Raw genomic sequence first — 23,483 nt, 5'->3', positions numbered from 1 at the left:
AATTGCTAAATTCTTTACTGATTGACGATTAGAAAAGACCATTTTTTGTAATCTTTCATTGACTAAGTGACTTATAAACGGACTATTTTAATGCCAGTACTCGCTGCTTCGAATACTGCGGAAAATTAGTGAAGATACCGTCTACGCCATATTCTTTGCATAGTTTAATATCATCAATACCGTCAACAGTATAAGCCCACACTTTAAGTCCTCTCGAGTGTGCATCTGCCACTATCTCTTGATTGAGGCAATCTATTGAAAGGTTCAATTGTGATACATTTAATACTTGGCAAAATTTGGCATAATCTACGGGACAACAGGCAATAAGCGCCGCAGTTTCTACATTGGGCAATAATGTCGCGACAGATATTAAGGCTGAGTGATTAAACGATGATACAACAAGGTGCTGCTCAAGAATGCCCTTAGTTATTTTTGCTTGCTGAATGATTTTTTTTAGTTGAGTGATCTCTTGCGTTAATTGTGTACCCTGTGCCGATGACTTTATCTCAATATTGATCAAGCAATGTCCTGCAATTAAATCGAGTGCTGTTGGCAAAGTGCAGATACTATGCATGGGATCTGATTCAATATTCAGCAGCTCTGTGATAGATAGCTGATTAAAATGAGTTTTTTGCCCTTTGTACTGTACAAATCGGTCATGAATTAATACGAACTCACCACTGGCTTGATGATATTGCACATCCAATTCAATACCATCACAGCCTTGTTTTATCGCTTGTTCAAAGGCTAACAGAGAGTTTTCAGGAAACTCTCCACTCGCTCCTCGATGGGCAATTATCTGCACATTTCTGTCCACTTGCTTGGGATTCGTTGCAGGGAAATAGCGTTAGCCATGATCGGTTTCAATAGCATTTTTTTGTTGTTCAGCAATTAAGTCCGCATAATGTTCACCCAAGCGAGTAACGGTTTCTGGTCCGGCTTGCGGGTTAAATTTCACCATGTTCGGGGCAAAGGTAGTTACTACAGTTGAACCTAATTTAAAGCGGCCCATTTCTGCACCTTTTTCAAGGGTGATAGCGTCAACACCAGTCGCAGGGTACTGCCAGCGAAAAACATCTTTACCAGCAGGTGGGGTTACCGTACCTGCCCAAACCGTTTCAATACTAGCGACAATGGTTGCGCCAACTAACACCATGGCCATTGCGCCTTGAGCAGTATCAAAAATAGCAACAACGCGTTCATTACGCGCGAACAAGTTAGGGACGTTATTTGCCGTTAACGGGTTCACAGAAAATAAATCACCGGGTACATAAATCATTTCGCGTAAGGTGCCGGTGATCGGCATGTGAATACGATGGTAGTCTTTTGGTGCTAAGTAAATGCAGGAAAATTCACCATCCTGAAATGGCGCAGCTGTTGCTTCGTCGCCACCAAGTAAGGTTACTAAGCTATAATCAAATCCTTTCGCTTGAATAAGTTGTCCTTGCTGAATAGGACCTTGCTGACTTATTGCTCCGTCAACAGGGTAACATATTGTGCTTGGGTCACTATCCATGGTTCGAGCACCATCTTCGAGTTCACGGGTGAAGAAATCATTAAAGGTTTTAAAGTCGCTGGCATTTTTTAATTTGGCTTCTGCCATATTAATATCGTAGGCCTTAATGAAATAACTAATCGCTTTGGTGGTTAACCAGCCCGCTTCAGCGGCAGCAAATTTGCCAACTAAGCGTGAAATTCCATGTTTAGGCATTAGATATTGCAAAGCAATTTTTATTTTGTTGAGTAACACTGTTGTTCCTTAATTTTCTTTTGTTTTTAATCGTTAAAGCGAGTGGTTAGGGTGTTGTCACCTAAACTTGCTAAAATTCGTTGAAAGCTTGCCAGGCGTTCAGGGTGGATATGACCAGCATCTTTGGCGGCGACTAAAGCGCAACCTGGGTCGGTTTGATGTTTACAGTCCCTGAACTTGCAGGTGCCTAAGTAATCATTAAATTCGGTAAAGCCATTGCTGACTTGCTCCGGCGACAAATGCCATAGACCAAATTCTCGAATGCCCGGTGAATCAATAAGATCACCGCCATCTTCAAAATGATAAAGCCGAGCGACGGTTGTGGTATGTTGCCCTAACCCTGAGTTCTCAGAAACCACTTGAGTGACTACCCCTAACTCAGGCATCAAGGTGTTGGTGAGTGTTGACTTACCAACGCCAGATTGGCCGACAAATACACTGGTGTGCTGGCTAAGTTGTTTTTTTAGTTCGGCAATACCATCACCGGTTTCATTGCTTACATAAGTGACTTGATAACCGATATCACGATAAATACTGAGTTGCTTTTCTATTTCATCTCGGTTGCTATCATCTAGTAAGTCAATTTTATTCATGAGAATAACCGGCGTAATGCCAGTTTGCTCTGCTGCCACTAAATAGCGATCAATAATGTCAGCATTAAAAGCCGGTAATACCGAAGAGACAATGAGTATTTGAGTTATATTGGCCGCGATTGGTTTTACACCATCGTATACATCGGGGCGGCTTAAAACTGAACCTCGTTCATGCACGGCTTCAATAACGCCAGAAATGCTATGTTGAGTTTCTTTGCTTTTACGCCAAAGCACTTTATCACCACAAACTAAAGAAGAAATACTGCGGCGCATATTACAACGACAAATTGTTCCGTCATTATCTTCTACATCGGCATGTTGACCAAAGCGGCTAATCACAGTTCCGGTTTCTGCAGGACCTAATTGCTCATCCTGCCACTGCACCTTCTCAGTTGATTTACGTAACTTTTTACTTTGGTTCGCTTTGATCTGACGTGCTTGGCCTTTAGTTAATTTTTTGGCTTTAGCCACAAGTTATTCTCATTTTTATATTTACTCAGAATTTACATTTAATCTGTGTAGACAAACCACAAATAAATTTAATCGTGCACCATTCTAACGTATTATATACTTGTTACCAGTCAAGATGCATGTGTAATAACGCCTTTTGCATATAGATCTTGCTAAAGCTTGATTGGAAAAATCAAGCAATTGACTCTAATTGATATAGGAAAAACAATGAGTGCAAATGATAGCAATTTGATTTGGTTAGATTTAGAAATGACCGGTCTTGAGCCGAGTACGGATGTTATCTTAGAAATTGCGACAATAGTGACAGATAGTCAATTGAATATATTGGCAGAAGGCCCTGTTTTTGCAATTCATCAAAGTGACGATGTTCTAAATAACATGAGCCAATGGTGTATTGAACATCACGGAAAATCAGGACTAACCCAGCGCTGTCGCGAAAGTTCAACAACATTAGCACAAGCAAGTGCCGCGTCATTAGCATTTTTTGAGCAATATGCGGTTAAAGGCAAATCACCTATGTGTGGCAATAGCATAGGTCAAGACAGACGCTTTATTAATAAATATATGCCCGAGTTTGAAGATTACTTTCATTACCGTAACCTTGATGTCAGCACAATCAAAGAACTTGCGCGTCGCTGGAAACCTGAGGTACTAGATAAAGTGATTAAAACCGGAGCTCATTTAGCATTAGATGATATTCGAGAGTCGATTGCAGAGTTGAAGGTTTATCAGCAGCATTTCTTCAAACTTAATTAAATCGTTATAATAATGTTAGAAAGAGACACCTAGGTGTCTTTTTTTTATATTATCCTTGCAGGTCAGACCAGTTTGTTGCAATCTAGTGCCATTAATTTATAAATACTTAAGGATAGCTATGGCAAACCGATTTAGTCGTGCAGTTGCGTTAATCAAGAAATTTCCCAATGCAACACACTCATTTTTAATGACAAAACTATTCTGCTCACAGGTTAAGTTTGCTAATACCGCTAAAGTCACCATAGTGGATATCAAGCCACGAGAAGTTAGATTGACCTTGGCAAATAAAAAGAGAGTACAAAACCATATCGGTGGAGTACATGCGATAGCGGCAGCACTTTTGGCCGAGTCGGCTACGGGTATTGTTTTTGGTATGAATTTACCAGACAGCCGATTGCCATTATTAAAATCGATGACCATTAATTATCAACGGCGTATGCAAGGTTCGTTAACAGCAGTTGCTACCATATCTGCTCAGCAAGTTGAGCAGTTGACCGAAGAAAAAGGCAATATGGAAATTATTGTTGAAATTACTGATGAGTCAGGCCAGCAACCGATTGAATGTATCATGACTTGGGCATGGATCGAGAAACGAACCAAGTCTAAGTAAGACTTACCGATAGTTTTGATGGCAAAAAACTAGCGATGATTAATCGTTGCTAATTGCGGTTAAATCCATACACTGTTATTGATATTATTTATTTGTCTTTGACTTGTTGGGATATTGTTTCTTTCATGGATTTAACTTTGCCACTTTATCGCCAATTTTCTGGTCGATATTTTTTGCTAATTTTGTGCTTCCTATTAAGTTGTACAATCGGTGTAGGTTTTTATTTTTACCAATCACAGCAATTATTTCTCTTAAATAATCAACAAATTCCTGCTTATTCTCAAGCTAATCAGCGGCAAGCCGTTTTAATAAATAACGAACGCTTGATTCATGCTGTTATCGAAAGTGCGGAAGCGACAGAATTTACGCGTTTTTACAAAGAGCTTAATGATAATTTAAAACAGTTATCCTTACTTTCAAGAAATAACCGGCGTTTATTGGAGCAGTTATCACAGCAACTGCAAAAACAAGCTGAGAATGTTGTTCGTTTACATGATAACGACCGACGAAATATTCAATTGAAAGATAGCGTGATTATCCAGCTGACATTAGTAACCGATAGTTTGTCTGCGTTAATTTCAGCTCAGTCTCAGCAACAAAATCTCCTACATCAACAGCTCACTTCGGACCGTTTAACAGATCGTGTTACCGCAGTAAGAGCAAAAGCATTAAGTGAACTTGCGATTGTCTTAAATGGTAATCGTGAGCTATCCCGTTTACTTTTTGATAACTTAGTGATGTTTAGCCGTTTAGATTTACAATATGATTTGACTGAGTTTGACTATCTGCAAGAGCGAGCCAATTCAGAGCTTCAGCAATGGCTAATCAATATTGGTAAAAACCTCAACAAAAGTGAGGCAGAAAAAGCACTTGAAGCGCAAATTTTGGTCTTAAATGAATTATTGTTTGTCGAACAGAATACTTTCGCCAAATGGCGTGGTCAATTGCGGAGAATGTTGGATTATCGTAGCGAATTATTGGCACTAAAAGCTGAACTCCAAGTTATTTCAGCCAAAACGTCAACCATAGTCGCACCGAAACCAAGCCAATTAAACGCGTTAATTAAAAAATGGTTTGCAAAAATCAATATAACGTTGACCGATAGTGATTACGTTTGGTTAGTGATAGCGATATTTAGTTTTTTGATCTTGCTATTCTTCCTTGTGGTTTTAAGCATGCGCAACAAGTTAAAACGCATCGGCCAGCAAAGCACTTTAGCTGTGACAAAATTTGTTGAAAAAGGCGAGGTGTTAGACGCATTACCTTGTCATGAAACGGCGCAAATATTGGCGACTATTGAACAACTTTCTCGGCCTAAATATAGTGAAGCAGACTACCTTAATCTCGCACAGAAACAGCAGTTGCAGACAGCGTTTATGGTTCAACATAGTGGTCATGCTTATTGGCAGTTACCACAGCTTGAACCATTGAAAATTAAGCCTCTTTTATCCTTGTTGAACATTAAATCAACCAAACAACATTGGCGTCATTTATTTAGTCGCACAGATATTGGCGTTATTATTAGCGCCGCACGCCGCGCAAAAACAAAGCAAAGTATGCAAAAGCTTATGCTTGTTACTGTGCAAGAAAAAGCGATAATGTTGACTATTGAATACCACAACGATGCATGGCGTGGCAGTGTTTGTTTAGCAGAAGAATTGCAAAACTTACAGATTGAAAATAGTCAATTACAGCAACAACTCCAACAACAGAATCAAGTCGATAAACTTAACATTATTAACAGTAGCGATCATGTTGCTCGCACGATACAAAATGCTATTTTGCAGAAGCAACTATTGTCGGTAGATGCACAACATCGAGAATATGTTACGGATAAATCACTAGCGCAATTACTGAATTGGTGTGATCATCAAAAAACACGAGCGCTGCTGCGACGGGATGATTATTTACTGACTTTGTCGAGTGTTAATATTATTAATGACATTCATTGTGCGGTGATGAATATTGCTCTGGCAGAAGTTGAAAATAATAATGCCTTGTATGTCAATGTTGATAACAACCTAAACCCTAATATCACTATAGAAAGTGAATTTTTCCAAGCAATGATACGCTCGCTGTGCTCAGTGTTATTAACAAAACAATCTGATACCAGTTTAGATATTAGCTTTAAACTTGTTGATGTCAGTAGCGCACAACAAATTGTCCGTTGCTGCTTCACTGTTAGCAAGCCTTCATGCGCTGATGAACTAGCACGAACGATAAATGACTTAGTCCAAGACCGTGAAGAGAGTGTGCAGGGGCCACAATATACTATCGACTATTTGCATGACTTAATGTTGATGTTTAACGTCAGTAACAAAGAAAATATTATTTTAGATGAAGTTGCTAAATTTACCTTTGATATTCCTTTGGTTGTCGCTGAGCTTGCTAATGAAGAGCAAGTCAATACAACATTGGCGCAGAAAAAAATTCAGCAGCATGTGGCTAAGTTAGCTAAACGTCGTATTCTAGTTATAGCGACAGATAAAACTAACCGTGAAAGAATTTCACAGGCATTTAGTGACAGTAAAGTTGTCATTGAAACTATGCAAGATTTGACCTTGTTTCAACGACAATTAAGCATCAAACACTTAACGCGAAATAAGCTCGACGCTATCATAATGTCGCCAGAAGTGTATTGCTCTGATTTTGATTTAATCGTTCAGTACCTCTCGACATTACCGAGTAAATTAAAACCTAAAGTGATGGTGTTACAGCCTTTTTATACCGCAAATATTACCAGAACAGGGATCTTTTCTCTGTGCAACCTGCCATGGTATGAGCAAGAACTCAAAAATAACCTTGTGCAATTATTGGATAGTCAAAATCAACAAAATCTTTTAGTTGATCGCGCCATTATCGCTCAATACCAATTCTCTGCAACGCAAGTCAATGTTTTGCTAGCTGTTGCTATACCGAGCGAGCACCAGTTGTTAATGCAAATTTTACTTTGGTTAGGTTTACGGGTGACTTTGGTTTCCCAATCACAGCAGGCAGAACAATATTGGCAAACAGGTCAATACTTAGTACTGATTTCAGAATTTACCGCACTACGCCTTGAAGTCGCTGACCAGATTTCCTGTACCCGCGCTGTCTTTGCGCTGGCAAATGACGAAAAAGCGGCCAGTGAATTTTTAGCATCGGTGCCATCGACTCAGTCATGGGAAAAAGGTCAGATGCCGGCTGCTCTTGATATTGAAACGATAATTCAATTATTGTCGACTTGGCTAAAACCAGTGCCAGTCCAAGACAGTGCACGGGCAAATACAACAACGGAAAAATCGATTAACGCTAAGCTTGATGTTGAACCGACATTGAAACTTATTACGCCTACGGTTAACGATAATGCGGTGAAAAACGCGCAGCAAGAGAGTGAATCAGTCAAAGTTTCGCAGGCGGCACTAAATCAAATGTCTGATACAAGTGCAGCGTTTGATCTTACAGCTTATGCTAGGAATCAAGGCTCTGCTGAATTAGCGGCATATATGTTAGATGATTACTTGATGGATATCGAACAGCAACTACTAGAACTAGAGCAGCATATTGCTGATAATAATATATCATTAGTATCGTCGTGCCTGCAGCATCTGGCGCATCGTGCTGATGTTATTGCAGCACAACCTTTGTTGATGTCATGCCAAGCATGTAAAGAAATACTGGCTAATGTTGACAGTGGAATTGGACTCTCGTCACGACAACGTGAGCAATTACACCAAGGCATAGTGCAACTTAAATTATCTTTCGCTCAGTTATCCGAGTTTGCAGAGTCCATATGAAGATAGAACAATCCCATGCGGCTGAGGTCGATATAGCCAGCCCTTGTGTACGAAACTGTTGTTTAGATCAGCAAGATATTTGCTTGGGATGTAATCGTCATATTGAAGAAATAATGGCTTGGCGGCAACTTGATAACCAAGCAAAAAAAAATGTCCTGATGCAATGTCAACAACGACAGCAGCAGAGAATAAAGTGAAAATGATGGTTAAGGTAAATAATGAAAAGTGCTGAAAAAAATACTTTAGCACAGTTAGATAAACTCAATGTTTTGATTATTGATGATAATCTACTTGTTCATGAGGTTTTGAAAGAAAGCTTATTTGAACTGGGTATTAAAGAAGTCCGCTGTGCAGAAAATGCCTATTATGGTTTAAAATTATGCGATGAAATGCATTTTCATGTCATTATTTGTGCCTTTAATGTTAAAAGTGACAAAGACGGTTTTCATTTATTAGAAGAGTTAAAGTTTAAGGGCCACGTTACTAAAACTACGGTTTTAATTTTTCTTAGTTCTGAAACCGATGAATCCTTAGTTAATTCAATTATTGAATTACAACCTGATGATTTTTGGACTAAACCGCTAGCGATAAAAAAAGTACAAGCGCGTTTAACAAGCACCTTAAAAGTAAAACAAGTGCTGTTTAATATTTATAGTGCTATTGATAGAAAAGCGTTTGCCAAGGCGATTTATTTTGCAGACCGGCATTTGTTGAACAGTAAATTGGCACCATTTCACGCCAATATTAACCGCATTAAAGGCGAATCATTTCTACAGTTATTAGAATTTAAAGAAGCAGAAGTATTCTATAAAAAGTTGTTTAAGCAGTATCAACATTCATGGGTTTATTTAGGTTATGCCAAAGCATTGCTAAAACAGGGGCGGATTGATGAAATTCGTGAAATGCTAAGTAACTTGACTGATAAACCAGAAACCCGCTTTGGTGCTCATGACATGATGGCACAATATTACATCGAACAAGAGCAGTATCAACAAGCCTACGAAGAAATTAAAAAAGCGACGGCATTAGCTCCCCGAAATATTGAGCGCAATAAAAAATCATGGGATTTAGCCCGTTTAACCCATGACCACAAAGGTCAGTATCTCGCGACACGAAATATTGCTCAGCAAGCAAAAAATTCAATTCATGATTCACCTGAGCTGATCTTTAATGTCATCAGAGCTGGAATAGATCTCGCTTGTGCGACCCCAGATGAAAGCGCGGAAGCCGTGTTAAAGCAAACTGATCGTTATATTGAACAACTTGAAAACGATTATCAGGATATTCAGTTATTCAAGCAGCAGTTATTGGTGGTAAAAGCCAGGCTGCACAATGTTCGCAATGAAGAAAGTAAAGCAACAAGGTTAGTTGAGAATCATCTGTCATTAAAGCCAACGACTGTGGTTGAAGACAATCTTGATAAAGTAAAAGTATTACATGAGCTTGGCATGCGAGAAGATGCTATTCATATATTAAAGGCAATTAACAACCAAATTTCTGGTGAATCATTAAATTGTCAGGTGGTTAAACGCTATATTGAGCAGGAAACTCAAGACCGTGAAGAAATACACTTTACCGCTAAGCAGTTATATAGCATGGCGGTGGAGCATTTCCAAAAGAACCGTTTATTGCCGGCTTTAGAGGCCATTATGCAAGCACTACATTTGAGCCCAGAAAATACAAAACTGATGATCAGCCAGCTGAAGATATTAATTACCATCAAACAACAAGGTGAGGCAACCAATGCCCATATAGCGCTTGCCGAACAGTTAATTAGTCAGTTTTCCAAGCTAGCATCAGCGGGTAAAACGCCAGCGATATTAAATGAATTAACCAGTAAGTGGCAGAAACTTTGCGCCTAAAGGTATTGAGCTCTGCGGTTTCATTGTGAACGTTTAATAGATGTTATTGAAATAATTCAATATTAGATTAGGCATCGCGTGGCATGCCTTTTTCTACCGAGCGAATTAACCTAGCGGTTAGGCGTGAGTTTTTATCTTGACTCATTTCTTGCAACTTTAATTCTTGTTGCGCAAGTGCCCAATGAATATGCTCTGCTACCATGTCATCAGCAGTTGTTAGCTTTTCTGTTAACGCAGCGACATTAGCCAAAGAATAATTTGCGTTACCTAAAGCAACGGCAATATTTCGCTGCCAACAAGCAAAACCAATACGGCGAATTGGTGAGCCCTCGGTTTTATGTAAAAAGCTCTTTTCGTCCCATGAAAATAGTGTCAGTAAATCAATGTTATCTAAATTTTGTCGTGGTTTGAAATCGTCTTCACTGCCCAGTTTGGCAAACTTATTCCATGGACAAATAAGCTGACAATCGTCGCAGCCATATATTCGGTTACCTATCAATGGTCTAAACTCAACTGGAATTGCATCTCGTAGCTCAATGGTGAGGTATGAAATGCAACGTCGAGCATCAACTACGTAAGGTTCGACAATAGCCTGTGTTGGGCAAATTTTTATACAAGCGACGCAGCTGCCGCAATCATTCTCCGGTTTTTTATCAACGGCTAAGGGTAAATCAACTAATAGTTCGCCTAAAAAGAACCATGAACCGGCTTGTTTATTAATGAGCAGTGAGTGCTTGCCAACCCAGCCCAGCCCAGCTTTTTCGGCTAATGGTCGTTCTAGTATCGGTGCAGAGTCGACAAAAGGTCGGTAGTTAAATATTTCGCAGTGGTCTTTAATTTTCTCGCCAAGTTGCTTTAACCGTTTACGCATTAATTTGTGATAATCTCGCCCTAATGCATAACGGCTAATATAAGCATGATCACGGTTTTTCAATATTCGAGCAAATTTAGCATCGGTTGGTAAGTAGTCCATCCGAACACTGATCACATTTAAAGTGCCAGCCACTAACTCTTTAGCCCGAGCCCGCATTAACCCATGACGTGCCATGTAGTCCATATTGCCATGATAGTTGTTTTCCAACCAGCGCGTTAATGCCGCTTCATGCGCCGATAAATCAACATCGCAGATACCTACTTGCGAAAAACCAAGTTCTTGACCCCAAAGCTTGATTTTTTCTGTTAATTCTTGATAGTTAATAGCAGGAGTTGTCATGGTAGCAGTGGCTAGAGTGATAAGGTGGAAAAACAATGTCGACGAGTTTAACACATCAAGCCTATAAGGTTAATCAACTGCAGCGTTATGAGGCTGATGCAGCGCAAGCTATTGGCATAAACTTATTTCAATTAATGCAGCGTGCAGGTACAGCCGTTTTCCAAAATATTCGAGAGTTTTATCCGAGTGCACGGCAAATATTAGTGGTGGCGGGCAAGGGCAACAATGGTGGTGATGGTTACATTGTTGCGAAATTGGCCCATCAAGCGGGCATGACAGTGACCGTTGTTGTCAATGCAACAAGATCTGAAATTAAGGGTGATGCCCTGCAAGCGCTAGAATTACTAGAGCAATGTTCAGTTCAGATATTTTATGCGACTCAATCGCCACAAGCCATTGCAGCGATAACAGCATTTGATGGTGATTTGCTATTGGATTGCATATTTGGGATTGGCTTTCGTGGTCAGTTAGCCTGCGAGCTTATTCAACTGATATCGGCAATAAATGATAAAAACTGCCTTAGGGTTGCTGTTGATGTGCCATCGGGTCTTGATGCTGATTTAGGCGTCGTGAACTCGGTAGCGATAAATGCCGATTTAACCATTACCTTTATTGCGTACAAACAAGGTTTACTAACCGGGCAAGCCGCAAATTATGTTGGTGAGTTACAGTTAGAAACACTAGGAGTGAATCAAACATTCGCCAACTTAGCCTCAAGCAGCTGCTTTCGTCAAAATTTTGCTCATTTGCCGACATTAACAAAACGGCAAGTTGCAAGTCATAAAGGCAGTATTGGCATGGTGCTAGCCATCGGCGGTGAAAGTACGTTTACTGGCGCAATATGTTTAGCATCAGAAGCGGCGTTGCGTGCTGGCGCCGCTTTGGTCAGTGTTTGTTGCCATGAACAGTCTCGAGATGTTTTGTTAGCGCGTCGGCCTGAATTGATGGTCATTGCTAATTGCGCGCAAGCCCTAAAAGCATCAAATGCATTAGATAAAGTAAAGTCAATTGTGCTTGGCCCAGGCTTAGGACGAAATGTCTGGTCAAAGGCCTTATTTGATTGCGCTATCGAATTTACACCAAGTAAAGTAGTTGATGCCGATGCCTTGTATTTTCTTGCGCAGCAACCGAGAAAAGATAATTCTTGGGTGCTTACGCCACATCCTGGGGAGGCGGCGGTATTACTGGGATGTTCAATTGCTGAAGTTGAAGCAGATCGTTTTTCGGCCGTTAAAAAAATAGCTCATCGCTATGGCGGTATATGTGTGTTGAAAGGGGCAGGAACACTGATATCTGATGGAGAAACTATTTGGATTAATAGCACGGGCAATCCCGGTATGGCAAGCGGTGGTATGGGGGATGTTTTAAGTGGCATTATTGCCGCGTTAATTTTACAAACGGCTGATTTATTTCAAGCCGCTCGCCTTGGTGTCTATATTCATGGCCGTGCAGCTGATATTATTGCCAAGAAGCATGGAAAAATTGGTATACTGGCCAGCGATCTTTATCCAGAAGTGCAACGCTTGATTAATGGTGAAAGCGATTTAACAATGCCATGTATGTGATAACTGCAATAGCAATAAACCAGAAGTAAAAATGAAAGATGAATGATTTTGTGACAAAACAGAGCTTTATTTTAGCCGATGAAGCAGCCACTATAGCTATGGGTAAACGTATTGCTGATATTGTAAAGTCAGACTTACAGCACGGTATTACTGTATATTTAAATGGCGATCTTGGCGCGGGGAAAACAACATTAACTCGTGGTTTTGTGCAAGGTATGGGGCATGTTGGTAATGTTAAAAGCCCGACTTATACTTTGGTTGAGCCTTATGAGCTGCAAGATTGGCAGGTTTATCATTTTGATTTATACCGCTTAGCTGACCCTGAAGAGCTGGAATATATGGGCATTAGAGATTATTTTAATCCTCGTAGTTGTAGTTTTATTGAATGGCCTGAAAAAGGTCATGGTATGATTGCCGCTGCAGATATAATCATAGATTTAGCATATCATGATAATAAACGCGCTATTACTATGCAGTCGGCGACAGCAATAGGGCAGCAACTTATGCTCGCGTTTATGCAATTTGACGAATGACTTTGATGGTTGACTGGCAAATGAATATGCCAAAAAATAATAATAAAAATAGCCAATAAAAGTGCTAGTTAAAGGGGAATAAATTTAAATGCGTTTTAATAAATTCGCACAACAATTAGCCACTATCACCATGCTATGGTTTGGTATGGTTGCTGCTGCTCATGCCGTTAATAATATTAAAAATGTCAGGGTATGGCCTGCACCTGAAAATACTCGAGTGGTGTTTGATCTTAGCCAAAAGCCAGATTTTAAATATTTTTCTCTAAAGTCACCTCATCGTTTAGTCATTGATTTTAAAAATAGTAAAAATATTGCTTCCCTGATGTCAGCAATAAAAGCCGATAAACGTGTTAAGAAAATTCGTTCAAGTACTTCCAAAAAGAAAGGCTCAACTCGCTTAGTATTAGAGCTAGCTGATAGTTACCGTATCTCTGTTTTTCCATTAGCGCCTGCTGGACAGTATGGCGATCGTCTTGTTATCGACCTATATGATAAAAAAAGCAAAGCCGTTGCCAAACATGACAACAGCACAGGTAAACGCGATATAGTTATCGCTATTGTTGCCGGTCATGGTGGTGACGATCCTGGTTCGATTGGCGCTGCAGGGACATATGAAAAAAAAGTCACATTAAAAATAGCACAGAAACTTGCTAAGTTAATTAATCGCAAAAAAGGCTTAAAAGCTGTGATGATCCGCAGCGGCGATTATTATGTAAATCATAATCGTAAAACAGTATTGGCAAGAAAGTCCAAGGCTGATTTGTTGATTTCTATTCATGCTGACGCATTTACCTCATCTAAACCTAATGGTGCTTCTGTATGGGTGCAAGCCACCCGCCGTGCCGATTCAGAGTTTGCTCGTTGGATTCAAAATAGAGAAAAAAATTCAGAGTTATTAGGTGGAGCGGGCGAGACCATTAAGAAAACAAAAGATGATAATTTAGCAATAGCGCTTGCTGATATGAAAAAAGAATACACTATGGCCAGCAGCTACGATTTTGCTGAGCATGTAGTAAAACAATTGAAAAAAGTCACTAAGTTGCACAAGAAGAAACCGGAGCGTTTAAGCTTAGCGGTTTTAAAGTCTTCTGATATTCCATCGGTATTAATTGAGACCGGCTTTATTTCCAACCATCAAGAAGAAAAGCGCTTAAATAACCCCGCACATCAGCAAAAATTAGCGAAAGCGATTTATATCGCGATCGACAATTATTTTTCTCGTAATCCGCCTGATGGTAGCTTATTCGCTGCGACTCGTGTGCGAGAGCATAAAGTCAGTCGAGGCGAATCACTTTCGGTTGTTGCTCAGCGTTATAAAGTCTCAATACGTGAGCTAAAGTCAGCAAACAATCTAAAATCCAATGTTGTTCGAATAGGCCAAACATTAAAAATTCCACAGGCAGACTAATTTAGACATGACCATTGCAATACTTCCCGCTCGTCTTGCCAACCAAATTGCTGCTGGTGAGGTGGTGGAGCGCCCGGCATCCGTTGTCAAAGAACTGGTGGAAAACAGTTTAGATGCGGGTGCAACGAGCATTCGAATAGATATTGAAAAAGGTGGCGCTAAGCGCATACGCATCATTGATAATGGTAAAGGCATTGCTAAAGACGAATTAGGTTTAGCGCTTAGTCGACATGCCACCAGCAAAATTAAAAATCTTAACGACTTAGAGTCAATTAGTAGTTTAGGCTTTCGTGGTGAAGCATTAGCCAGTATTAGTTCGGTTTCTCGGTTAACGCTTACCTCAAAACCTCATGAGCAAGAATCAGCGTGGCAAGCCAATGCTGAAGGCCGCGATATGGCGGTTACGGTAAATCCGGCTGCACACCCCAATGGCACAACAATAGATGTTTGTGATCTATTTTTTAATACCCCCGCAAGACGAAAATTTTTACGGACAGAAAAAACTGAATTTGGCCATATTGAAGAAGTGATCAAACGAGTTGCGTTGGCTCGCTTTGATGTTAGTTTTGTGTTGACCCACAACCAAAAAGTCATTAAACAGTTTCGTTTGGTCAATTCTGCCGCCCAACGCAGTAAGCGAGTGGCGCAAATTTGTGGACAAAAATTTATTGATAATGCCTTAGAAGTTGACTGCCAACATGATGGTTTTCATCTTCATGGCTGGATAGCGCAACCGAGTTTTTACCGCAGTCAAAATGATCTTTGCTACAGTTATGTCAATGGTCGCATGATGCGTGATAAATTAATCAATCACGCTATTCGTCAGGCGTATGCCGAACTATTACCTAATGATAGTTACTCAGCATTTGTTTTATTTCTTAATCTCGACTTCCGAGAGGTTGATGTTAATGTTCATCCGGCAAAACATGAAGTCAGATTTCATCAAGGACGCTATGTTCATGATTTTATTTACTCTGTTTGTCATCAAGCCTTAATTTCTGCACGTGAGCCTGAGCTAACTATTGATGATAATACTGGCGAGATTATTCCTGCTAGCAGCGATACTTTACAGCTAAATACGGCTACCAGTGCAGATACCAGTTTTGTTACGCCGTTGCGTACCGAAACGAATTCAAGTGCGGGTTCTGTCGCACACGGCACAGCTTCTCGGTCGACAAGGCAAGTTTCGTCAGGGCAGTTTGGGCAAAGTTCGGTAAAGCAATATTCGCCGGCGCACTCATATACGGCCAAGGTGAATGAACAAGCGAGTAAAGCTTATAGTGAGCTAATGACGCCTTTAGTCGATAGCTTTTCGCCGAACGAAAAGCCGACAGTAACGCGAGAAGAGCCGGTAGTTAACCCCGCGGCAGAAGAATCACTGGTAAACAGCCAAGCAACTAAAGTTTTGCATTGGCAAGCACCGCATTACATCGTATTCCAACAACAGCAAGAGTTGAGATTGCTGTCAATTAATAAGCTCGATTTACTGGTGAAGTTGCAAACGGTACAGCAGCGTTGGCATGAAAAGCTGATTTGTCAGCCGTTATTATTACCAGTAAAAATAACCGTTAGTGAAAAAGTTGCTGATTTTGTCAAAATTAATGGCCGGCAATTTCAGCATTTGGGTATGGAAATTCACCAACTAAATAAAACCACATTACAAATTCGTCAATTCCCAGCATTGTTAAGAAATAAAGATGTTGCTTACAGTTTTGATAGGTTAATTAGCCAGTTACAAGTCGAAGAACGAGACGAAGTACTTTCAGAAATTGATTGGCAAATGGCCTTGTCGGCGCTAATGGTGAATGAGGAAGTTGATGAAAAGCAGGCACTACAAATATGGCAAAAGGCAAAAAACCAATTTAATTGCCAATTTGAGCAGCAATTGCGCTTGAATTCCGTCGCCATCGACCTCACATCGTTTATAAGCCAATTAGAGTAAATAGCTAAGTAAATGACTGACAGTGCAAGCCGAAATAATGTTGAGTTACAACAGCCTCCTGTTATTTGTTTAATGGGGCCAACAGCATCGGGGAAAACCGCGTTAGCGATGGCGCTTTATGACGCGTTGCCATGTGACATTATTAGCGTTGATTCTGCACTTGTCTATAAAGGTATGGACATAGGCACGGCAAAGCCAACAGCAGAAGAGTTAGCAAAATATCCACATCAATTGATTGATATTCGCGATCCAGCAGAAAGCTATTCAGCGGCTGATTTTTGTCATGATGCCCTCAAAGCAATTGCTGTTAGTCGAGCCAAAGGACGAATTCCGCTATTGGTTGGCGGCACTATGATGTATTTCAAAAGTTTAATAGAAGGGATTTCGCCGTTACCCGAGGCAGATCCAGAAATACGCAAAGCCATTGAACTTGAAGCAAAGCAAAAAGGTTGGCTGGCAATGCATGAGCAATTAGCCAGTTTTGATCCGGTATCGGCCGAGCGAATTCATTGTAATGACCCGCAACGTCTAGCGCGAGCGATCGAAGTTTACCGAAAAACAGGTAATACTTTGACACAATTAACCGAAATAAAGGGTGATAAAGTCAGCGGAAATGTTTTACAGTTCGCTATAGCACCGAAAGAACGTAGTGACCTACATGCGCGCATAGAATTACGTTTTAATCAAATGATCGAACAAAACTTTCAGCAAGAAGTTGTCGCTTTAAAAGCAAGAAATGATTTACATCATGATTTACCTGCCATACGTTGTGTAGGATATCGTCAAATGTGGCAACATTTACAAGGTGAATGTGATCATGATGAAATGGTATTCAAAGGTATCTGTGCAACTCGTCAATTGGCAAAACGGCAATTAACTTGGTTACGCAGTTGGCAAAATTTACACTGGTTGCATATGGAAGATGAAAATAATTTACAAGTTATTTTGTCAGCAGTAAGCAAACTTTAAACATTGATGTATAATTAATTTAGTTGTGCATTAACCAGCTAGTTTTATTGATAATTTTAATAAAACATATGAAAAGAAATTTTAACTTTTTACTAAAAATAACAAAAGGGGCCAAATAATGGCAAAGGGGCAATCTTTACAAGACCCATTTTTGAATGCGTTACGTCGTGATCGTATTCCTGTAGCAATTTACTTAGTTAATGGCATTAAACTACAAGGGCAAGTAGAGTCATTTGATCAGTTTGTAATTTTACTTAAAAATACCGTCAGCCAAATGGTGTATAAGCATGCTATTTCTACGGTAGTTCCAGCGCGTGCAGTATCTACTATGCCTGCCCCCCAAACTAACCAGTCAGATTATAATCAGGAATCACAAGATTAATGGCTAAAGCTAGTATTGTATGGAGTCGCTCATTTGTTTGATAGGTATCAAGCAGGTGAGCAGGCGATACTTGTTCATTTAGATTTCCCTGATGATAATACTCGAGAAGATCTGCAAGAATTTGAAATGCTTGTTAGCTCTGCGGGAGTGAACGCGTTAAATACCGTTACCGGTAAACGTAGTACGCCACATCCGAAATTTTTTGTCGGTACAGGCAAGGCAGATGAAGTTGCCGATGCTGTGCGCATGTATGATGCAAACGTCGTGCTATTTAATCATAGTTTATCGCCGTCGCAGGAAAAAAATGTTGAAGCATTATGTGAATGCCGAGTGGTTGATCGCACAACCTTGATATTAGACATTTTTGCCCAACGCGCCAGAACTCACGAAGGTAAGTTACAAGTAGAGTTAGCGCAATTACGTCATATGAGTACGCGTTTGATCCGAGGCTGGACGCATTTAGAGCGCCAAAAAGGTGGTATTGGCTTACGTGGTCCGGGTGAAACTCAGTTAGAAACTGATAGACGTTTATTACATGAGCGTATGGTTAATATCCGCAAACGCTTAGGTAAAGTTGAAAAGCAAAGACAACAGGGGCGTCGAGCAAGAAACCGAGCGGAAATTCCAACGGTATCTTTAGTGGGTTATACCAATGCCGGTAAATCGACATTATTTAATCATATTACTAATGCTGATGTTTATGCTGCGGATCAATTATTTGCCACCTTAGATCCGACGTTACGAAAAATTGAAGTTGAAGACGTTGGCCGAGTGATATTGGCGGATACGGTTGGCTTTATACGTCACCTTCCACATGACTTAGTGGCGGCGTTTAAAGCAACATTAACCGAAACACGTGAAGCAGAGCTGTTGCTGCACGTTATCGATATTTCTGATGAGCGTCGTAGCGAGAATATTGAACAAGTAGAAGAAGTTTTAAAAGAAATTGAAGCGGGTGATGTTCCACAATTATTAATTTGTAACAAAATAGACCGTTTGGATGACGTTGAACCAAGAATTGACCGAGATGAATTCGGTATGCCAATTCGTGTTTGGTTGTCTGCACAACAAGGTGTTGGCATTGAACTTTTATTTACCGCCTTAGCTGAACGCTTGGGCAAACAAGTAGTCAAACACTTACTCTGTTTACCACCAAGTGCAGGTAAACTTCGTGGTCAACTTTATGAATTAAATTGTATTACTAACGAATATTATGATGAACAAGGTAATTGCATGATGGATGTGAAATTACCGGTTCGAGAGTGGAATCGGTTATTAAAACTAGATGAAGCAAAAATAGAGCACTTTATTCAAACTTAACAGACTGATATATTAGCCTAAACCTAAGGTTTTATTGCATATACATCAGTTAGGCATTAATTTTTTATAGCGGAGAGTACCATGGCTTGGAATGAACCGGGGAATAATGATAAGGATCCCTGGAAAAATAAAGGTGGCAAAAATCAAGGTCCACCAGACTTAGATGATTTACTAAAAGATATCGGTAATAAATTTGGCGGTATTTTTGGTGGTAAAAAATCTGGTGGCGGCTCTGGGAAAAGTCTTTCTAGTGTTGGCATCATGGTTTTATTGATTGTTGCTATTTTGGTATACGCCTTCACGGGTTTCTATACCATTAAAGAGGCTGAAAAAGGTATCGTCTTACGCTTTGGTCAGTATGCCGGCACAGTAGAGCCAGGTTTACGTTGGAAGTGGACATTTGTTGAACGCATTATTCCGGTTGATATGCAAACAACACGTGATTTGCCATCTGCTGGTTTTATGTTGACACAAGATGAAAACGTTGTCCGTGTAGAGATGCAGATCCAATACCGTGTGGTTGATGCACGTAACTATATCTTTAGCGTGACTAACGCTGATGACAGTTTAAGCCAATCTCTTGATAGTGCGCTACGTTATGTTATCGGTCATGCGAAAATGGACGATATTCTTACCAGTGGTCGTGAAGAAGTACGTCAATCAGTTTGGAGAGAATTAGATAAAATCATTGAACCTTATAATTTAGGTTTGATTATTGTCGATGTTAACTTTAAAGATGCTCGTCCTCCTGAAGAAGTGAAAGATGCTTTTGATGATGCCATTGCGGCACAAGAAGATGAAGTTAGGTTTTTACGTGAAGCTGAAGCCTATGCTAGAGGCATTGAACCGCGTGCGCGTGGTCGTGTTAAACGCTTAGAGCAAGAAGCATTAGCCTATAAAGCACAAATCTTGTTAGATGCAGAAGGTGAAGTTGCTCGCTTTAATAAATTACTTCCTGAATATCAGGCAGCTCCTGAAGTGACTCGCCAACGTATGTACTTAACGACGATGGAAAAAGTTTACAGTAACACCAGTAAAGTGATGGTTGATGTTGATGGTGGTAATAACATGATGTATCTACCGTTAGATAAAATTATGCAGCAGCAGTCTACCGGACAACGTGTTATTCAACAGTCATTACCGAGTGTAAACTCGACCAATAGTAATAACACTGCGCCAGCGTTATCGGGCCGTAATGACCGCTTCAATAATGGGAGAAACTAAGCCATGAAGAACTTTATATTGGCAGTGATTGCTTTACTCTTTATTTTGACGGTTTCTTCGGTATTTGTTGTTTTTGAAGGCCAACGCGGTATCGTGTTTGAATTCTCAAAAATTAAACGTGACGGCGATAGTGGTGATATGAAAGTGTATGACCCAGGTCTACATTTTAAATTCCCATTTATTAACACCGTACGTAAACTTGATGCCCGCATTCAAACCTTAGATGAAGCGCCAGATCGTTTCGTTACATCTGAAAAGAAAGATTTAATGGTCGATTCATTTGTTAAATGGCGTATCGTTGATTTCTCTACCTACTATTTGCGTACCTCAGGTTCGATTGATAACGCCCGCGCATTATTAAAGCAAAAAGTAAATAATGGCTTACGTACTGAGTTTGGTACCCGTACTATTAAAGAGATTGTTTCAGGTGATCGTGATGAAATCATGGCTAAAGCATTAGAAAGTGCTGCAAGTAGCCGTGAAGATTTAGGTATCGAAGTGATTGATGTGCGTATTAAAGCCATTAATTTACCGACAGAAGTGAGTAACTCAATATACGAACGTATGCGTGCAGAACGTACAGCTGTGGCGAAAGAGCATCGCTCTCAAGGTCAAGAGCAGTCTGAAATCATTCGTGCAACTATTGATGCTAAAGTAACGGTAATGCTGGCAACAGCGCAAAAGAACGCTCGAGAGATACGTGGTGAAGGTGATGCCTTAGCGGCAAAAGTGTATGCTGATTCTTACGGACAAGATGCCGAATTCTTTAACTTCTTCCGTAGTTTAGAAGCCTATGAAACAAGCTTTAGTTCTAAGAATGATATCTTAGTGGTGAAGCCTGACAGCGACTTCTTCCACTACTTAAAAGATGGTAAAAAAGAGAAGTAATAGATTTTAAAAATCATTATAAAAGCCATGGCAATTGTCATGGCTTTTGTTTTTATAAGGAAAAATAATGACATCGACATTACTTATGGCGATTGCCATCGCACTAATTATTGAAGGGCTTATTCCAGCCTTATTTCCTAATAAATGGCGAGCATATGTGCTTAAGCTGGCAAATGAGTCTGCTGGTTCGATACGACAAATAGGACTTTTTCTAGTAGCCGTTGGTGCCTTGTTGTTATGGTTGATAAATTAAATTTTTGCTAACCTACTTTTATGTAAAGCTTTTTTATAATTGAATTAAAAATCAACAATTATTGCTTGGACTCAATATTGATATTTGATAGAATCCCCGCCTAATTTTCTTACCAATATGTGAACATGGGTAAAAACGTCGTAGTTCTAGGCACCCAATGGGGTGACGAAGGTAAAGGTAAAGTCGTCGACTTACTTACTGATAAAGCCAAATATGTAGTGCGCTACCAAGGTGGCCACAACGCAGGTCATACACTAGTCATTAACGGTGAAAAAACCGTATTACATCTTATTCCATCTGGCGTATTACGTGATAACGTAAAGTGCCTGATCGGTAACGGTGTAGTTCTTTGTCCTAAAGCACTTATGACAGAAATGGCAATGTTAGAAGAGCGTGGCGTACCTGTACGTGAACGTCTTTTAATTAGCGATGCATGTCCGTTAATTCTTCCTTACCATAATGCTTTAGATGCAGCTCGTGAAAAAGCTCGTGGTAGCAAAGCTATTGGTACTACCGGTCGTGGTATCGGTCCAGCTTACGAAGATAAAGCTGCTCGTCGTGGTTTACGTGTTGGTGATTTATTTTGCGCCGAGTCATTTGCCGCGAAATTAAAAGAAATTATGGAATACCATAATTTCGTATTAACCACATACTACAAAGCTGAACCGGTAAGTTACGAAACAGTACTTGCCGATGCCATGGCGGTTGCTGAAACCATTAAGAGCATGGTTGCCGATATCTCAGAAATGTTAGATCAAGCGCGTAAAGCGGGTGACTCTATCATGTTTGAAGGTGCGCAAGGTACATTGCTTGATATCGACCACGGTACCTACCCGTATGTAACTTCATCAAATACCACTGTGGGTGGCGTTGCTACTGGTAGTGGTTTTGGTCCACGTTACTTAGACTATGTTTTAGGTATTACTAAAGCGTACACTACACGTGTTGGCTCAGGCCCGTTCCCAACAGAATTGGATGACGAAGTAGGTCATCACTTAGGTACTGTTGGTCATGAGTTTGGCGCGACAACGGGTCGTGAACGTCGTTGTGGTTGGTTTGATGCGGTTGCGATGCACCGTGCCGTGCAAGTAAATAGCATTAGTGGTTTTTGTTTAACTAAACTTGATGTTTTAGATGGTTTAGAAACCTTAAAAATCTGTGTTGGTTATAAAACGGCAGAAGGTGATGTTATCACTGTGCCACCAACAGCGGCTGAGGGTTACGAAAAAATCACACCAGTATACGAAGAAATGCCAGGTTGGACTGAAACAACGGTTGGTGCTACTTCTGTTGATGCTTTACCGGCAAACGCTATTGCTTATATTAAGCGTATCGAAGAAGTGACTGGCGTACCTGTTGATATTATTTCAACCGGTCCAGATCGTAACGAAACCATGATTTTAGTTAATCCGTTTGACGAATAATTAAATTTTTGTTGTTTTGACCAAGTTTTTAAAAGCCACCTTCTAGGTGGTTTTTTTATAGCTGAAATTGTTTAATTATCCAATTAGGGTTTCTGCATTCAGCTCCTAAAATAGACAGAAAGAATTACAGGCTATACTTAGTTATCTTAATTAGCAGGTTAACCAGTTAAAAAGCAACTTTGACGAACTGTCGCTAAATTCTGTTATCTGTTATGAAATGATACAAAACTCAGTCATTTCATATATAAAACAGGTGTTTTAAACTTAAGTTTTATATTTAAACTGCTTATCGCTTGATAAGGTATTCTAACCGCCATTTACACATGAATAGTTAGTGGTTTATGCTGAATATTCAGCTAAATTATGTGAAATATGAAATTGCTAAGGCTATATTATTTATAGCTTGTAGCGAATTAATATATATAAAAGGGCTTGAAATTAGCAAGCGCAATGCAATAACATATAATATAGAAATATTGACTATAGATATCATGAATTGTTGCACATGCAACATTAAGATCGAACTAAACCCACGCATTAGCTT

Annotated in this window: 20 protein-coding genes; 16 read left to right on the top strand and 4 right to left on the bottom strand. The window is 40.0% G+C overall.

Annotated elements, in window-relative coordinates:
- Positions 1-82: 82 nt before the first annotated feature.
- The 3 genes from AC27JP_RS15500 to rsgA form a co-directional block, all read right to left on the bottom strand.
- Complete coding sequence (locus AC27JP_RS15500) at positions 83-805, bottom strand: glycerophosphodiester phosphodiesterase (protein WP_487116694.1); 723 nt, start codon at positions 803-805, stop codon at positions 83-85.
- Between the two features lie 42 nt (positions 806-847).
- Entirely contained in the window at positions 848-1,711 is an 864-nt protein-coding gene (gene asd / locus AC27JP_RS15495) for an archaetidylserine decarboxylase (RefSeq protein ID WP_487117007.1), read from the bottom strand.
- 65 nt (positions 1,712-1,776) lie between these two features.
- Positions 1,777-2,814, bottom strand: a complete 1,038-nt coding sequence (rsgA, locus tag AC27JP_RS15490; protein ID WP_487116692.1) for a small ribosomal subunit biogenesis GTPase RsgA — start codon at positions 2,812-2,814, stop codon at positions 1,777-1,779.
- A gap of 207 nt (positions 2,815-3,021) precedes the next feature.
- On the opposite strand from rsgA, the gene orn reads away from it, so the two are divergent.
- The 5 genes from orn (at position 3,022) to AC27JP_RS15465 (ending at position 9,818) form a co-directional block, all read left to right on the top strand.
- A complete protein-coding gene (gene orn / locus AC27JP_RS15485; protein ID WP_487116690.1) occupies positions 3,022-3,570 on the top strand; it encodes an oligoribonuclease in 549 nt (182 codons plus the stop codon).
- A gap of 118 nt (positions 3,571-3,688) precedes the next feature.
- Complete coding sequence (locus AC27JP_RS15480; protein WP_487116688.1) at positions 3,689-4,180, top strand: DUF4442 domain-containing protein; 492 nt, start codon at positions 3,689-3,691, stop codon at positions 4,178-4,180.
- A 125-nt stretch (positions 4,181-4,305) separates the two neighbouring features.
- Positions 4,306-7,956: a hypothetical protein gene (locus tag AC27JP_RS15475; RefSeq protein ID WP_487116686.1), complete on the top strand. Its 3,651-nt coding sequence runs from the start codon at positions 4,306-4,308 to the stop codon at positions 7,954-7,956.
- Positions 7,953-8,153, top strand: coding sequence for a DUF1289 domain-containing protein (locus AC27JP_RS15470; protein WP_487116684.1), 201 nt, complete (start codon positions 7,953-7,955; stop codon positions 8,151-8,153). The genes AC27JP_RS15475 and AC27JP_RS15470 overlap by 4 nt, the downstream gene beginning before the upstream one ends.
- 21 nt (positions 8,154-8,174) lie before the next feature.
- The gene (locus AC27JP_RS15465; RefSeq protein ID WP_487116682.1) at positions 8,175-9,818 is read left to right on the top strand and encodes a response regulator; all 1,644 of its coding nucleotides are present in this window, start codon (positions 8,175-8,177) and stop codon (positions 9,816-9,818) included.
- Positions 9,819-9,885: 67 nt separating this feature from the next.
- On the opposite strand, the gene queG is transcribed toward AC27JP_RS15465, so the two are convergent.
- The gene (queG, locus tag AC27JP_RS15460) at positions 9,886-11,031 is read right to left on the bottom strand and encodes a tRNA epoxyqueuosine(34) reductase QueG (RefSeq protein ID WP_487116680.1); all 1,146 of its coding nucleotides are present in this window, start codon (positions 11,029-11,031) and stop codon (positions 9,886-9,888) included.
- A gap of 35 nt (positions 11,032-11,066) precedes the next feature.
- On the opposite strand from queG, the gene AC27JP_RS15455 reads away from it, so the two are divergent.
- The 11 genes from AC27JP_RS15455 (at position 11,067) to AC27JP_RS15405 (ending at position 22,939) form a co-directional block, all read left to right on the top strand.
- Positions 11,067-12,596 carry an NAD(P)H-hydrate dehydratase gene (locus AC27JP_RS15455; protein WP_487116678.1) on the top strand — a complete coding sequence of 510 codons (1,530 nt, stop codon included), beginning with the start codon at positions 11,067-11,069 and terminating at the stop codon, positions 12,594-12,596.
- 50 nt (positions 12,597-12,646) lie between these two features.
- Positions 12,647-13,129 (top strand): tRNA (adenosine(37)-N6)-threonylcarbamoyltransferase complex ATPase subunit type 1 TsaE, encoded by a 483-nt coding sequence (gene tsaE, locus AC27JP_RS15450; RefSeq protein ID WP_487116676.1) that lies wholly within the window; start codon positions 12,647-12,649, stop codon positions 13,127-13,129.
- An 88-nt stretch (positions 13,130-13,217) separates the two neighbouring features.
- On the top strand, positions 13,218-14,537 hold the full coding sequence (locus AC27JP_RS15445; protein ID WP_487116674.1) for an N-acetylmuramoyl-L-alanine amidase: 1,320 nt from the start codon (positions 13,218-13,220) through the stop codon (positions 14,535-14,537).
- 7 nt (positions 14,538-14,544) lie between these two features.
- Positions 14,545-16,479, top strand: a complete 1,935-nt coding sequence (gene mutL / locus AC27JP_RS15440; protein WP_487116672.1) for a DNA mismatch repair endonuclease MutL — start codon at positions 14,545-14,547, stop codon at positions 16,477-16,479.
- Positions 16,480-16,491: 12 nt separating this feature from the next.
- Positions 16,492-17,448, top strand: a complete 957-nt coding sequence (miaA, locus tag AC27JP_RS15435; protein ID WP_487116670.1) for a tRNA (adenosine(37)-N6)-dimethylallyltransferase MiaA — start codon at positions 16,492-16,494, stop codon at positions 17,446-17,448.
- A gap of 118 nt (positions 17,449-17,566) precedes the next feature.
- Complete coding sequence (gene hfq / locus AC27JP_RS15430; RefSeq protein ID WP_487116668.1) at positions 17,567-17,830, top strand: RNA chaperone Hfq; 264 nt, start codon at positions 17,567-17,569, stop codon at positions 17,828-17,830.
- 33 nt (positions 17,831-17,863) lie between these two features.
- Positions 17,864-19,150, top strand: coding sequence for a ribosome rescue GTPase HflX (hflX, locus tag AC27JP_RS15425; RefSeq protein WP_487116666.1), 1,287 nt, complete (start codon positions 17,864-17,866; stop codon positions 19,148-19,150).
- An 81-nt stretch (positions 19,151-19,231) separates the two neighbouring features.
- The gene (gene hflK / locus AC27JP_RS15420) at positions 19,232-20,374 is read left to right on the top strand and encodes an FtsH protease activity modulator HflK (protein WP_487116664.1); all 1,143 of its coding nucleotides are present in this window, start codon (positions 19,232-19,234) and stop codon (positions 20,372-20,374) included.
- Positions 20,375-20,377: 3 nt separating this feature from the next.
- Positions 20,378-21,262 (top strand): protease modulator HflC, encoded by an 885-nt coding sequence (gene hflC / locus AC27JP_RS15415; protein WP_487116662.1) that lies wholly within the window; start codon positions 20,378-20,380, stop codon positions 21,260-21,262.
- Positions 21,263-21,329: 67 nt separating this feature from the next.
- Positions 21,330-21,515 (top strand): DUF2065 domain-containing protein, encoded by a 186-nt coding sequence (locus tag AC27JP_RS15410; RefSeq protein ID WP_487116661.1) that lies wholly within the window; start codon positions 21,330-21,332, stop codon positions 21,513-21,515.
- 125 nt (positions 21,516-21,640) lie between these two features.
- Entirely contained in the window at positions 21,641-22,939 is a 1,299-nt protein-coding gene (locus tag AC27JP_RS15405; protein WP_487116659.1) for an adenylosuccinate synthase, read from the top strand.
- Positions 22,940-23,483: the final 544 nt, after the last annotated feature.

The organism is Colwellia sp. SU-HH01172, from assembly GCF_057553355.1.
Note: the sequence above shows the minus strand (reverse complement) of the source record. Positions and strands in the feature narration are given on the sequence as shown.